Below are 14816 nucleotides of genomic sequence, written 5' to 3' on the forward strand. Positions count from 1 at the left end.
AAAATAAACTATGCTGGATGTTACTAAAAATAATATAATATCAGTGTAAAATGAAACCTTTTACAATTCTAATCGTATAACAGAGTGAGGAGGGGATTTTGTGTCATTAGAGCTAAGAAACGTGACAAAAAAATTTGGTTCGTTCACTGCAGTGGATGATTTATCTATTTCGATTCCTGAAAATGAAATGTTTGGTTTTTTAGGAGGAAATGGGGCAGGAAAGACGACTACTTTTCGGATGATTCTAGGTATATTGGAAAGTACAGCTGGAAAAATAACATGGGATAATAAACCTATTAATTATTCAACAAGTCCGCATATTGGATATTTACCAGAAGAAAGAGGGCTGTACCCAAAATTAAAAGTGCGAGATCAGCTTGTCTATTTAGCTAGGCTGAGAGGGATGGAAAAAAAGGCGGCATTAAGAGAGCTGGAATATTGGCTGGAGCGCTTTAAAGTTCCTGAATATTTGGATAAAAAAGTGGAGGAACTTTCCAAGGGAAATCAACAAAAAATCCAATTTATTAGTGCTGTTTTACATAAGCCGAAGCTATTAATCTTAGATGAGCCATTTAGTGGATTAGACCCAGTAAATGTTGAGCAATTAAAAAGTGCAGTTGTTGATTTGAAGAATAACGGTACAAGTATTGTCTTTTCTAGCCACCGGATGGAGCATGTAGAGGAATTATGTCAGCATCTGTGCATCATGCATAAAGGAAAGCCAGTTGTGCATGGTTCTCTAAAGGATATTAAAAGAAGCTTTGGTAAGAAAAATGTGACTATCCACGCTGACTTTGATTTAACGCATTTAATTCGTTATCCAGGTGTACTAAAATTAAAGGAAACAGCAGAGGGAGTTTCTCTTCAAATTGAAGGAGAGGAAATTGCGGAGAGAATTTTAAAAGATATTGTTGGAAAAGGCTTTATCCGCAAATTTGCATTAGAAGAGCCTTCTTTAAATGATATTTTTATCGAAAAGGTAGGTGCTTCTCTTGAATAGTTTTTGGATTATCTTATTTCACACATTTTTAAGTAAGTTTAAAACCAAATCTTTTCTAATTACAACGGCTATCACCTTATTATTTGTTGTTGCACTCACAAATCTTACTACCATTATTGATACTTTTTCTGGAGAAGAAGGAAAAACAGAAGTAGCAGTAATTGATCAAAGCGATTCTTTATTGCCAATTATTCAAGAGGCAACAAAGACTTTAAATGAGGATCTGGAACTAGTTCCCTATAAGGATAGTGAAGAATCTGCTAAAAAAGAAGTAGAAGAAGGAAATTATAGTGGGTTACTGGTAGTAGATGTAGATTCAAGTAATTTACCAATCGCCACTTATTATACGATGGACATTGCAGAAACATCTATTTCCGATAATATAACAAATGGTATCCAAATGGTTAAAAGTCAATTAGCAGCTAATCAACTTAATTTAACAAATGAGCAGCTAGCAAAATTAAATGAACCAGTTTCTTTTGAGAAAATTGCCCTTGAGAAAGATGCGAAGACAGAAGAAGAATTAAATCAAGCTAGAGGGCTAGTTTATGTTCTCTTATTCTTAATTTATTTTGCCGTCATTTTGTACGCTAATATGATAGCGACAGAAGTAGCTACTGAAAAATCGTCACGTGTAATGGAAATACTGATTTCCAGTGTCTCCCCAATAAAGCATATGTTTGCAAAAATTCTTGGAATTGGTCTACTAAGTCTAACTCAGTTAGCGATATTGATGATTGTTGGTTATTTCTCGCTGACTAGCAATGAAAGCTTAAGTTCGATGGAAGGGTTCTTAGGGTTTAACGAGGTACCTGTAAGCACAATTATTTATGCTGCTATCTTCTTTATTTTAGGTTATTTCCTATATGCTACTCTTGCTGCTTTACTAGGCTCGCTTGTAAGTAGAATTGAAGATGTACAGCAAATGATTACACCAATGACATTATTAATTGTGGCAGGGTTTATGATTGCAATGTTCGGATTAAGTGCACCGGACACCACATTTGTAACGATTACTTCTTATATCCCATTCTTTACTCCAATGCTGATGTTTATGAGAGTAGGAATGCTGAATTTACCAGTTTGGGAGCCGATTTTAGGAATCCTTGTTTTAGTTGCAACCATTATGATTCTGGCCATTTTTGGTGCAAAAGTTTATAAAGGTGGAGTGCTTATGTATGGAAAATCTAATTCTTATAAAGATATAAAGAAAGCACTGCAGCTAACGAAAAAAGAATAAACTAGTAAAGAGCTGGGACATAGGTATTTTCAACCAAATAACCTCGAACGATTATACGTACATGCTAATGAAGGTTCGTATAGTTGTTCGGGCTTTTTTTATTCGTTTTAAAAAGGAGATGTTCTATGAAGTTTGTTGCTGTTACCCGCAGCCTAAATACACTTCGCTTTCCGTGGGGCTCGCGCTGAGCCTCCTCAGCTTCGCCTCCGGGGTCTCAGGCTGTCTCGCTAATCCCACAGGAGTCTACGTGTATTCAGGCTGCTCCGTTTTCCAAATAATTATATTTTCCATTATAAAAACAACCATTTTTTAGAAAAAAACGATTAAAAACGGAGTGTCTGTAGCGTAATGGAACGAGTTGTTTTCGCTACTAAATGAGAGATTGTTCGTCTTATCTAATCTATTATTTATTTTGTTTTGTCCCAGTCTCATTTCCCACTTTTAACGGACAGTCATCCATGAAGCAAACTTCACCAACAAGGATGAAAATAGGGGGGACGACCGTTTATTTTCATGGGAGTAAGACTCCCCTCCTCAAGCTTATGAGAATACAAGGTTGCATGAGATATTGAAATGAACAACAAAATAGATAAGAACGTGCATTCGTATTTTGTGCATGGTAGAATAGAAACAAATAGTTTTAGGACGTGAGAGTATGGAAATATCCTTTATACATTGTGCGGATTTACATTTAGACAGTCCAATGGTTGGATTGAAGAATTTGCCCGCATTTATACATAACAAACTGAAGGAAAGTACATTTACTGCATTTAAGAAAATAATTGATACTGCCATTAGCAAAAAAGTAGACTTTATTATTATTGCTGGAGATATTTATGATGGGGAAGACAGAAGTATAAGAGCTCAAATTCGCTTTCGAGACGAGATGCTTCGTTTAAAAGAAAAGCAAATTGAGGTGTATCTTGTGCATGGTAACCATGATCATTTAAATGGTCGCTGGGTACAAATAGAATTGCCTCCTAATGTGCATGTTTATCCTTCTATGGTGACGTTAGAACAATTTATGAAAAATAATGTAACGGTTAATCTCTATGGTTTTAGTTATGAAACAAGACATGTCAAAGAGAGAAAAATTGATGAATACGCACGAAGAAATGATGCCAATTTTCATATAGGAATTTTACATGGGAATTTAGAGGGAGCGACTGACCATAGTGCCTATGCTCCTTTTCAAGTGAAAGATTTGCTCGCTAAAAAAATGGACTATTGGGCTTTAGGCCATATACATAAACGTGAAATTTTAGAGACCATTCCTCCTATTATCTATCCAGGAAACATTCAAGGCCGGCATAAAAAGGAAACGGAAGTAAAGGGATGCTACTATGTAGAATTAAGCGAAGGAGATGCTAGTTTAGAATTTATCCCAACATCTGAAGTGATTTGGGAGACAGTGAAAATAGATGCCAGCCCTGTAAGAACATTTGATGATTTATACAGACTTTGCCGGAATAAAGTTGATGAAAAGAGAGAGGAGAGATATTCCTTTATTATTTCCATCGAGATTGAACAATTGAATTTGGAAGAAACTTTTCTCGATTCCGATTTATTAGAAATTCTCCACCAGGATGAGGTAGATGCAGACTCCTTCGTTTGGGTTGCCTCTATAAAGAGACAGGAAAATACGGCATGGTTAAAAGAGAATCTATTAAAGGAATCAGCATTTTATGAAGAATTATTTGCTGTTTCAAAGGATTCCGAGTTGGTGGATGAAGCAGTCGCTCCATTATATCAACATCCAAAAGCCCATCGTTTCTTAGAGGAGCTTTCTGTCAATGAAAAACAAGAACTAGCAAAGGAAGCAGAAGATTTGCTGCTTACAATGCTTATGAAAAGCGGGAGGTAACCAATATGGAACTAAAAAAGATTACCATTTACGGTTATGGAAAACTAGAAAATCTAACGTTTTCTATCCATTCTCCCATCCATGTGTTTTACGGGGAAAATGAGGCTGGTAAATCGACAATAATGAGTTTTATTCATAGCATTTTATTTGGATTTCCAACAAAGCAACAGACAGAACTACGGTATGAGCCGAAGCTGCAGCATAAATATGGGGGCAAATTAGAAATTTATTTTCCCAAAATTGGACTAGCAACAATTGAAAGAGTCAAAGGAAAAGCCACTGGTGATGTTACAGTCACTTTAGAGGATGGCAGGAGAGGGCAAGAGGAGCTTTTAAATGAACTGTTAGCAGGAATGGATAAAAGTCTTTATCAATCCATTTTTTCGTTTAATTTACACGGATTGCAAAATGTGCAGCAATTAAAAGGAGAAGAGCTGGGGCGATTTTTGTTTTCAACAGGGGCGGTTGGCTCCGATCGATTATTGAAAGCAGAAAATGAGCTACAAAAGGAATTAGACTTGCGCTATAAGCCTAGCGGAAAGAAGCCAGTTGTAAATGAAAAGCTCCAAGATTTACGAGATAAGCATGGTCAATTAAAAGTAGCGGAGAAGGATAATAATCAATACGTACAATTACTTGCAAAGAAAAGGGAGTTAGAAAAAGAAAGGCAGTTAACAGAAGCTGAATTAAAACAAGAAGAGCATGAAATACGATATTTGGAAGAATGGATAAAAATAAAAGAAATTGCACTAGAAAAGGATATATTGGAAGAAAAATTAGCTGCTTTCAAGGAGCTTAATTTCCCGCAGAATGGATTAACTAGATGGGAAGCGCTAAAAGAGAAACTGCTTTCTGTAGAAGCAGAGCTTCGCTATTTAGAAGCAAAAGCATTGGAAATAGAACAAGAAATGACCAGCTTACCTATACAAGAAGAATTAATTAAATCTGAAAAGGATATTATACTGGCTGTAGAAAAATTTCCTGTTTATGAACAATTACAGAACCGGCAAAACCAAGTACAAAATCAACTGAAAAGTATAGAGGAAGAAATTAATAGTTTAAAAAGTAAATTGCATTTACCGATAGAAGAAGAGATTTTATTAAAGGAAAGTAATACAAGTATTTTCTTAAAAGAACAATGTGCACAGGCCGCTTCTAAACAACGGAGATTAAAGGAGCAGAAAGAAGAGCTAGACGAGCGGTTGAAGGATGAACAAACAACTTTAGAATTATTAGAAGAGACAGTGAAGGAATATAAGCAGAAACTCTTGCCAAAAGATGAGAGAATTAGACTAGAAGAGCATGTAAAGAGTGATAATCAAGTTAGATGGAACAAAGAGAAGGCAGATCTACTATTAAGGGAAATCAAGCAATTGGAAGAGCAAGTAAAGGTAGAAGAAAAGCGTATTAAACAGAATACCATGATAACAAGTGTGTTATCGACTTTTCTTTTATTAGTTGGAGCAGGGGCTTTATTTTTTGAGCAATGGTTCTTAACACTTATTAGCTTTGCTATTAGTATTGTTTATTTTTTGGTGTTCTTGTCTGGAAGAAAACTTGCTAAAAATGAAATTCGTAAAAAGAAGAAAAGAATCGTACTTATTAAGGAAGAACGAGCTCAGTTACTTGCAATTATGGAAAAGGGACAGGGAATTTCTCCATATGAGGAACAGAAGCTAGAAGATGATACAAAGTGTAGAGAGAAATTCACACAGCTTCAGTTTAAATTAGAGCAGCAAAATGAGAGCTATGAAAGAGTATTACAAGGATTTGAAAAGTGGGAAGCAGATTTTCTTTCCCACCAGAAGCTGTTAAGACAATTGGCTAATGAGCTTAGAATTCCTTATGAATTGGCAACACAACAAATATATGATGCTTTTTTGTTAATAGAAGAATGGAAAGCAAAAGATAGAGAAAGTAATTCTATTTATCAAGAGCTTGAGGAAATTCAACAGGAAAGGGAGCAGATTATTAGTAAGATTATCCACCTTTTTGAGAAGTTTATCGGAATGGAGAAAGAAACGATTGCTAATATGTGTTACCGATTAAAAACAGCACTAACGGAAGAAAAAAAGAAAAAAGACAGAATAGAAACCTTGCAGAGAAAACAAGATGACCTATCAGAACATATGGAAAAATATCAAACAGAGTATAATCGTTATGCAGAAGAAAAAACTGCTCTCCTTTCAATTGCAGGAGTAAAGGAGGAAGAGGCATTTCTTGAAAAGGCAGCGCTGGAAAAAGAAAGAGATACATATAAGGAGAGGCTTTCCACGATTGATGTTCAATTAGAAATAGCCCATATCTCCAAAGAACAAATTCCTTTGTACAAAAAAATCCTAGATCCTGAACGGCAATTAGATGAAAAACAAACAAAAATAGAAAGATTAGCGTCTCGCTTGAAAGAGCTTGTAGAAGAGGCGGCAGCGATTAACTTTACGCTTTCACGAATTGAGAGTGGGGGTACGTATACTGATTTATTGCATACATTTAAACAATTTCAGTCTGAATTCAAAGAAGACGTAAGAGAATGGGCGAAATTTGCCGTTGCAAAACAGTTATTAGCCAAAACCGTTGAGCAATATAAACAAAAACAGCTGCCAGCTATGCTGCAGAAAGCAGAGGAAAATCTAGCTTTTTTGACAGAAGGGAAATACATTCGGATTTTGCCAAAGCAAGAAGGGGCAGGATTTTTAGTAGAAAGTCATCAGCATGTTTTCTATGAAGCGAAAGAATTAAGTCAAGGAACGACAGAACAACTATATTTATCTATTCGAATTGCTTTGGCACAAACGTTTTATAAAAGCTTTTGGTTTCCGTTTATTATAGATGATAGCTTTGTTAATTTTGATGAAAAACGAACGGAGAAAGTGATTCAATTATTAAAGAAGTGCGAGCAAAATCAATTGATTTTCTCCACATGTCATCGACATCTATTAAAGCATTTTCCAGATAATAGTTTGCATGTATTACCAGCAGAGGAAAGAGAAACAAGCTTATAAAGATGGAAGAGGTTCATGCTATACTAAATAAAGAGAAAGATAAAGGAGAGAGTGAGTTGGATAAAAAAGGAGTACTTCAGTATGAAGTTGGGGAACAATTTGAGTCCTATTTATTAATAAAGAGTGCGACAAAAGCAATTGCAAGTAACGGGAAACCGTTTATGACGCTTATTTTCCAAGATAAAACTGGTGAAATTGAAGCAAAGCTTTGGGATGCTACAGAAATGGATGAACAGAGCTATCGGCCTGAAACAATTGTAAGAGTTAATGGTGATATTCAAAGTTATCGTGGAAAGTCTCAATTAAGAATTCGCCAAATTAAGGTTGCAACAGGGGAAGAGGGCGTTCGCCTAGCTGATTTCTTAGAAACAGCTCCACTTACAACCGATGAAATGTTAAGTAAAATCACTCATTATATATTTGAAATGCAGAATCCTAATATTCAAAGAATAACAAGACATTTAGTAAAGAAGCATCAGGAAGCATTTTTACAATTTCCAGCAGCGACAAAAAATCATCATGAATTTGTTTCTGGCTTGGCATATCATGTTGTCAGTATGCTAGATTTGGCTAAGGCAATTGCTTCGCTTTATCCAAGCTTGGATAAAGATTTGCTATATGGGGGGATTATTCTCCATGACCTTGGGAAAGTCATCGAATTATCTGGACCAATTTCCACTTCATATACTTTGGAAGGGAATTTACTCGGACATATTTCCATTATGATTAATGAAATTGGTAAAGCTGCGGATGAGTTAGGAATAAGAGGAGAAGAAGTAGTGATTCTTCAACATTTAGTTTTATCTCATCATGGAAAGCCTGAATGGGGAAGTCCTAAAGCTCCATTAATTAAAGAAGCGGAAATTTTGCACTATATCGATAACCTTGATGCGAAAATGAATATGTTGGATCGTGTATTAGAAAGAGCGAAACCAGGTGAATTCACGGAAAGAGTTTTCCCATTAGAAAATCGTTCCTTCTATAAGCCGACATTTCATAAATAAAAGATTAAGGAGAGTTCCGATGGGATCTCTTCCTTTTTTGTTTGACTATTTACTATAGAATGTTGTTTTTTAATAGAAAAAGTCAATCGTTCAGGCGAGGAATAATGGCAATAAACTATACGAAAACAGCCTTTTATATAATGGTTGTTAAGGATTATTTGGAAAGTTATTTCTTGTGAAAATCTGCGCTCCAGGGAATAATCTAGTTTTTCTAGCATAGGATGAAGTAAAAGGTAGTTATTACTAGAAAGGGGTAATTTTCAATGCTAGGAATTCCACTTTGGATTATTTTTGTATTAGGAGGAATTGCAATGAGTGCGTTTATGGCAGTTAAAACAGGAAAAGAGGATAGAGCAACAGAAAATGAAATAATTGAACAAGAAGGAGAAGTTTATATGAAGAGGCTAGAGGAGGAGAAAAAACGCAGAAATGGAGAAGAGCGGGTGTATGAGAATTAACAGCCTTAGTTTTCCTTCTTATTAGGAACTTCTTTTATTTCTATTTACTTCAAAGGATCTAATGCTATAAATTCATTTCTAAGCAGTGTACCTCTGCTAAGGTAACGAATTTTATGGGTTGGGTCCTTTGTTTTTTATGCCTGTTTTTACAACATATTTATGGTATATCCTTTTGTCCTTTTTTTCCTGATAAAAAATGGGTATATGTCCTGTTCCGAATTTAGGTCAAATACATATGATAAATTGAGCTTGAATAAGAGTTCAAAAGAATTCGCGTTAAGCAAATTCAAAAGGTTGTTACGGTTACGTAGTAAGAAGGGCAAATAGAGTTGGCATACTATATGCAATTATATAAATAACAGTAAATTCTTTTATTCGGATCTCAGCAAGCTCAATCGTTATCAAGTGATCAATAGGTTTTAGTTTAGATAGAAGTGGACGGAGTTGTGTAAAACTGAAAGCATATTGATCATCGATTGGAAGAAATTAACGCAGTCATATGAATAAAAGAAAGAAGAAAACCGAAACACCATAAATTTATTTAACAAATGGTAGCAACCTTAAAGGAGGTGTTACTATGGGTAACGTTTACGGCGGAGGTTTTGCTTTAATCGTTGTACTGTTTATCTTATTAGTTATCGTTGGCGCTGCATGGCTGTAAGCTATAAAAGCGTATAATGGCAATCTTACTAGGATGAGTGGCCATTTATGCGCCAAATGAACAACTGGAACGATAGAGAGAGGAGGAATCTTCATGTCTGGTGGAGGAGTTTACGGTGGAGGCTTTGCTTTATTAGTAGTACTATTCATCTTATTAGTGATCATCGGAGCAGCTTGGCTATAAGTTGATCTGAAGAAATATAAAAAGAAGCAAGTGTAACAGTCGGTATTATCGACTATTACACTGCTTCTTTTCTACATATCTCTGTTTGCCAGTATGATTAAAGGAACAGAGATGGTTAAAAAATAATTTGATGTTAAAAAAGAATATCTACATAGGAAGAAATCAAAAGAATCGTGATAAGAACATTTATTGTTCGAAAAACTTTTGGTTGTTTTTCTTCAGGAATTTCTTTTTGTAAACATAGGGCATTTGTTAGTCTATTAATATTATATAAAATAAAAATAGCTAAAATAATGAAAATGGAGATCATCATTGATTCCCTCCTTATAAGCGGAATTTATTGTATGTTATTTACATTATCAAATAACAGGATAAAAAGATAGTATTATCAACTATTTTAGACGGTAACTTAGTATTTTTGTTCTGGAAAGAGCTCGGATGATTCTCTTGCCTCCTTGCAATCTATCTTAAGGAGGCTGTTGAACAAGCATTCAAGTTTTATATCATTGTATGTTTCGTCAGACAATAATAGAATCTCTTTACGATAATTCACTAACATTATTTATCAATATCTCAAATCCATCTTCGTTTTCTTCGACATAACAAGAACGAGGAGAACGCCACAGGTTTTTCATTCGAATAAAATCTGGGACACACATCCCTGTATGATAAGCGAAAAGCATTAAAAAATAATGAACATAACTTGTAAAAAGAAAGCAAGATAATAATAATAGTCCACTAATAATGACAAATGGAACAATTAAGGCAAACTGAAAGTGTATTTTACCGATTGGTTCTTTTACCTGAATGTGAAGAACAGGCAAAAATTGCAAATGTCTATTCCATGTCTTTTTAATTTTATCCCCTAGATGAATCATCGGCAATAAATGTAATAATTTGTGTAAAGGATACATAAGTAAAATCATTGCCATAAATAATAAAAAGTAATCGTCAGAAAGTTTATTATGTGCAAAATAGGTTGTAATTGGTACATATAGAAAAAGGAAACAACCAATCATTGTCATAGAAGACAGAATAAATAGGCGCTGAGCTCCATATTGTTTATGGAAGTTGACAGTCTTCCAACAGTTCATGTTAATACCCTCCATAGGGAGAAATTTTTAGTTACTTGTGATGTTACTTTCTTGCTTGAATAACTAATAATTGGAAGAATATCTTTTCTTTGCCTTATCTTGCGTTTTAATCAAGCAAACTCACCTTGCTACTTTACGACGAAAAGAGTAAAAAATCAATAGTCTCTTTATACAAATTTAAGACATTTTTTATTTTAGATTGGAAAGAAATGAAGGATCATTCTCTCTATGTATTTTTTGCATTTGTAACAGTTGTTTAAATTTTCCGAAAAAAAGACAAGAAAGCAAGCTGCCCTCTTATCTTTTTTTACCACCGGTCTAGAATGTCCCAAACCTGGAGTCCTTTTCCCCAATTTTTTATTTCTCTATTTAGTAAATACAGGATCTTTTTTCTTTAGATGCCCTTCGTCCTCTTCCAAAATATCGTCAAGATTAGTAAAGGATTTTTCAAAAATTTCTATGAAGTTATCTCCGTAAATATGCTTAACGATTGTCATCATTTCTAAAAGCTCTGGAAACTTGCCATATAAATTTTTGATTGGTAAGGAGGCAGATAATGCTGAGCTGTTACTTGGATTATAATCTTCCATAATTTGAACAAATACTTCTTTGCCTTTATCTGTAAGACAAACGTACGTATTTCTTTTGTCATTTTCTTTTTTCGAGAATTGTAGTAGTCCTCTTTCTTCTAATTTCTTCGAAAAATTAAATGCTGTTGAGACATGCATTACCCCAAAATTTGCTACATCTGAAATAGAGGCACCATTTAACTGGTAAGCAATCCAAAGTATGTGGTGCTCATTAATGTTCAAATCATACGGCTTAATCCAATTTTGCCAATCCTTTTCGATTGCCTTCCATAATGCTTTGCTAAGTTGTCCAATTCTTTGAGTGAAGAGTAAAGCGTCCTTCATTGAGATCTGACTTTCATTCATCTACAAATCACCTACTTTTCTGTTATCTATAAACATTATGCCAATAAAACAAAAATTAATAAAGATAAAAATTAACAAAATTTTTAGAAATAAGAAATTTTGTTTAAAGTAAGCGCTTTAATGTATAAATATGTATCAACCCGAATGGAAATCCCTTAAAATGTCTATACATTTTAAAGAATCGGAAGAGAGGAAAAAAGAAGAATAAGCATTTTGTGTGTTCCAAAAAAGACGTAATAGTAAAATCTAGAAAAATCATAAAAAAAGAAGTGAATAAAAAATTAATTTTCACAAAAAGAGCAGCTAGGTAGAGTTAATCAGAAATGGCATAAAAGAGAAATGAAAAATTATATGCGAATAGAAATTTAACATAATCGTGTAATGAAATATAACATGGAGAGAGAGGGTGAGGAGGAATAAAAAAACGGAGGATATTCATGTTAGAAATCCTCCATTTTTTATCTGCTATTCGATGTTAAAGCATCATTCTTATCCCACTCTTAACGGACAGTAGACTCCCATCTCAAGCTTATGAGAATACGAGGAAGATAGGAGGGAGATCAACTGTCCGTAAAGGTCCGAATGGTTCAACTAACCATCAGTGGGGGATGAAGGCCCCCCACTGATGGAAGTTTCACTTTATTTTAAATCATTTTCTAACTCATTGATCGTAGATTGTAATTCATCAAGTTCCTTCTGAAGCAATTCTTGATGTGGCTTTACTTCTTCTTTCCACGTTTCTAATGATAGCTTAAGATCTTCAATAAAAGTGCTAAATACGGTTTTACCCTCTACTGTGGCTGTTTTTACAGAATCTTTTATTTCATTTAAATCCAATTTTAGTTCTTGGATATGTTGAAGAAAAGCTTTTCCATTTTCGTTGCAGGCTTTTCTTACTTCTTTTCCTGAGTAAGGAGTAGTTAGTAAGGTAGTGATTCCCGCTGCAATTCCTCCGATTAAAAATCCTGATAAGAATGATTTTGCGCTCATTTACTTACACCTCGCTCTTTTTTCCATCATTATAACGTATTCAAGCGATCATTACTATTTTTTAGGTTCTCCTCTTATACTTTGTCATAAGTTATTGATTTTTGCGTTGGAATTCCTTCATGAATTTAGTAAGCTCCATTACATGTTCAAGAGGAACAGCATTATAAATGGAAGCACGGCAACCACCGACAGATCGATGTCCATTAAGACCAACAAATCCTGCTTCCTTTGCCTCTTGTAAGAAAGCCTTTGTGAGGTTTTCTGACTGTAAAGTAAAGGTAACGTTCATTTTAGAACGGCTTGTTTCTTCTGCATGACCACGATAAAAACCATTACTTTGATCGATTACATCATATAAGTGTTTTGCTTTTTCATTATTGATGGTAGCAATTCCTTCCACACCACCTTGTTTTTTTACCCATTTTAAGACAAGAGATAAAAGATAAATTGCTAAAGTTGGTGGTGTATTGAATAAAGAATTACTTTTAGCGTGTGTATGAAAACTTAACATGGTCGGTAAAGCAGCATCTTCTTTTATCAAATCTTTTCGAATAATGACGACAGTCACTCCAGATGGTCCAAGATTTTTTTGAGCACCTGCATAAATCAAGCCGAACTTCGAGACATCTATTGGAGTACTTAAAATATCGCTGGACATATCAGCAATTAAAGGAACAGATACATTGGTAGGATAGCTGCTCCATTGGGTGCCATAAATCGTATTATTACTTGTAATATGAAGATAAGCAGCATCTTTTGGTACTTCAATCTGTTCTGAATTAGGAATATATGAATAATTTTCATTTTTGCTTGAAATGGAAATAGCTGTATTACCAAGTTTAGAAGCTTCCTTTAATGCTTTTTCTGACCATATGCCAGTGAGTGCGTAATAGGCAGTTTGATTTTTAGGAAGCAAATTCATTGGGATCATCGTAAATTGAAGACTTGCGCCTCCTTGTAAAAAAAGAATTTCATAATTATCTGGTATAGAAAGTAAAGATGTAAGGAGCTCTTTTGCTTCATTATGTACAGCCTCATAGTCAGCGCTACGATGACTTAATTCCATTAAGGACATGCCTGTATCATTAAAGTTCAACCAATGCTCCTTTGCTTCTTGTAGAACCCATTCTGGTAAAGCTGCAGGACCTGCGTTAAAGTTATATGCTCTTTTCAACGTGCTTTCCTCCTAAATTAACTTGTTCAAATTGTAATGCGGTAAAGACAAAAAGAATACCCTTATACTAACAAATTCAGCTGATTTGTACAGATTAAAAAAACACCTTTTTTGAAAAAATTAGAATTTTTCAAAAGGGTGTTTAGTAATTTTGTACTATTAAAAAAGTATTTCCCCCAAGCTAAAAAATTTTGATTGTTGATAGGTAAGGGGGAAGGAATTAGTGGAATAGAATTGAAACTATTATCAAATAGCTTTTTGGAAAAAGTGAATTTTTTTAGAAAATTCTTTTGTCTAGGTATGTTTGGTAGGTACTTATCTCACTTTTTCTTCAATTTTCTTCGCAATCTCTGTCAATTCTTCATTTGAATATCCATCAAAGTTTGTTTTCCATACTGCGCCAAAACCATCACCTTTTCCATAACGTGGGATAAGATGCATATGATAATGGAAAACAGATTGTCCTGCTTTTTCGCCATTATTATTAAGGAGATTTAAACCAACTGGTTCATATGTTTCTTTAATTGCAGATGCAATGCTTGGCACGACTTCAAATAGATTGCTTGCAATTTCAGGTGTTAATTCATAAATATCTTTCACATGTTGTTTAGGTACAACCAATGTATGTCCTTTTGTAACTTGGCTAATATCTAAGAACGCCATAACATGTTCATTTTCAAAAACCTTTTTAGACGGAATTTCTCCAGCCATTATTTTGCAAAAAATACAATCACTCATAAAAATACCTTCCTTCATTATGTATTACCAATATTTTAACACAGGAGCTATTTTAGTGAACACCAAAAGGAAAGAGGGTGCCTAGTAAAGGCTGTTCTTACATGAATTGTCCAAGTAAGAAGTTTAAGCAAACTCCGTACATTTCTGGCAATACATGTTAAGAAAACCTTGTTAGGACACCCTCTTATTGAAGGAGAGAACTTCTTCATGTTTTAGGGTTCTTCTCTTTGATAAACACCTCATTTAAAAATGAATTGTTATTATGAGAAAAATCGATCATTGTTCAAACGAACCATCCCCTTAAAATGTCTTTATATGTTCAAAAACTTATAAAGAATGGATGACTGTCTGCGACAAACACCTCATTTCAAAGTGGAAATGATTTATAGGGCTGCTTTTGATAGAAAGCAACTTGGTGTTACTGATCTCATGTTTATATCTCGCTTATGCAAGGCAAACATCCCCTTTTAAAA

At 34.4% G+C, this 14816-nt stretch carries 14 protein-coding genes; 8 read left to right on the forward strand and 6 right to left on the reverse strand.

The features are described 5' to 3' along the window. Window positions 1–100 precede the first annotated feature (100 nt). The 8 genes from NKG37_RS12605 to NKG37_RS12640 all read left to right on the forward strand — a co-directional run bounded on the left by NKG37_RS12605 (window position 101) and on the right by NKG37_RS12640 (window position 9412). A complete protein-coding gene (locus NKG37_RS12605; protein ID WP_101730365.1) occupies window positions 101–1000 on the forward strand; it encodes an ABC transporter ATP-binding protein in 900 nt (299 codons plus the stop codon). Next, on the forward strand, window positions 993–2240 hold the full coding sequence (locus NKG37_RS12610; RefSeq protein WP_016201940.1) for an ABC transporter permease: 1248 nt from the start codon (window positions 993–995) through the stop codon (window positions 2238–2240). Before NKG37_RS12605 ends, NKG37_RS12610 begins: the two co-directional genes overlap by 8 nt. Window positions 2241–2895: 655 nt before the next feature. Beyond that, on the forward strand, window positions 2896–4104 hold the full coding sequence (locus NKG37_RS12615; protein ID WP_016201941.1) for a metallophosphoesterase family protein: 1209 nt from the start codon (window positions 2896–2898) through the stop codon (window positions 4102–4104). Between the two features lie 5 nt (window positions 4105–4109). Beyond that, complete coding sequence (locus NKG37_RS12620) at window positions 4110–7106, forward strand: ATP-binding protein (RefSeq protein ID WP_254416295.1); 2997 nt, start codon at window positions 4110–4112, stop codon at window positions 7104–7106. Window positions 7107–7162: 56 nt separating this feature from the next. Next, window positions 7163–8110: a 3'-5' exoribonuclease YhaM gene (gene yhaM / locus NKG37_RS12625; RefSeq protein WP_040342828.1), complete on the forward strand. Its 948-nt coding sequence runs from the start codon at window positions 7163–7165 to the stop codon at window positions 8108–8110. 311 nt (window positions 8111–8421) lie between these two features. Beyond that, on the forward strand, window positions 8422–8568 hold the full coding sequence (locus NKG37_RS12630) for a sporulation YhaL family protein (protein WP_367976428.1): 147 nt from the start codon (window positions 8422–8424) through the stop codon (window positions 8566–8568). A gap of 577 nt (window positions 8569–9145) precedes the next feature. Beyond that, complete coding sequence (locus NKG37_RS12635; protein WP_035416275.1) at window positions 9146–9229, forward strand: YjcZ family sporulation protein; 84 nt, start codon at window positions 9146–9148, stop codon at window positions 9227–9229. Window positions 9230–9322: 93 nt separating this feature from the next. Beyond that, window positions 9323–9412, forward strand: coding sequence for a YjcZ family sporulation protein (locus tag NKG37_RS12640; protein ID WP_035416274.1), 90 nt, complete (start codon window positions 9323–9325; stop codon window positions 9410–9412). A gap of 133 nt (window positions 9413–9545) precedes the next feature. Here NKG37_RS12640 and NKG37_RS12645 read toward each other — a convergent pair whose 3' ends face one another. The 6 genes from NKG37_RS12645 to NKG37_RS12670 all read right to left on the reverse strand — a co-directional run bounded on the left by NKG37_RS12645 (window position 9546) and on the right by NKG37_RS12670 (window position 14343). Beyond that, a complete protein-coding gene (locus NKG37_RS12645) occupies window positions 9546–9725 on the reverse strand; it encodes a hypothetical protein (protein WP_035416273.1) in 180 nt (59 codons plus the stop codon). A 226-nt stretch (window positions 9726–9951) separates the two neighbouring features. Further along, complete coding sequence (locus NKG37_RS12650) at window positions 9952–10506, reverse strand: DUF3267 domain-containing protein (RefSeq protein WP_254416297.1); 555 nt, start codon at window positions 10504–10506, stop codon at window positions 9952–9954. A 365-nt stretch (window positions 10507–10871) separates the two neighbouring features. Beyond that, the gene (locus NKG37_RS12655; protein WP_016201947.1) at window positions 10872–11441 is read right to left on the reverse strand and encodes an HTH-type transcriptional regulator Hpr; all 570 of its coding nucleotides are present in this window, start codon (window positions 11439–11441) and stop codon (window positions 10872–10874) included. Window positions 11442–12080: 639 nt separating this feature from the next. Then, on the reverse strand, window positions 12081–12431 hold the full coding sequence (locus NKG37_RS12660; RefSeq protein WP_101730359.1) for a YtxH domain-containing protein: 351 nt from the start codon (window positions 12429–12431) through the stop codon (window positions 12081–12083). 91 nt (window positions 12432–12522) lie between these two features. After that, window positions 12523–13605, reverse strand: a complete 1083-nt coding sequence (serC, locus tag NKG37_RS12665) for a 3-phosphoserine/phosphohydroxythreonine transaminase (RefSeq protein WP_254416298.1) — start codon at window positions 13603–13605, stop codon at window positions 12523–12525. Between the two features lie 315 nt (window positions 13606–13920). Further along, window positions 13921–14343, reverse strand: coding sequence for an HIT family protein (locus NKG37_RS12670; RefSeq protein ID WP_169188077.1), 423 nt, complete (start codon window positions 14341–14343; stop codon window positions 13921–13923). Between the last annotated feature and the right edge of the window lie 473 nt (window positions 14344–14816).

The sequence above is a fragment of the Niallia sp. RD1 genome (assembly GCF_024219955.1).
Classification (GTDB): domain Bacteria; phylum Bacillota; class Bacilli; order Bacillales; family Cytobacillaceae; genus Niallia; species Niallia alba.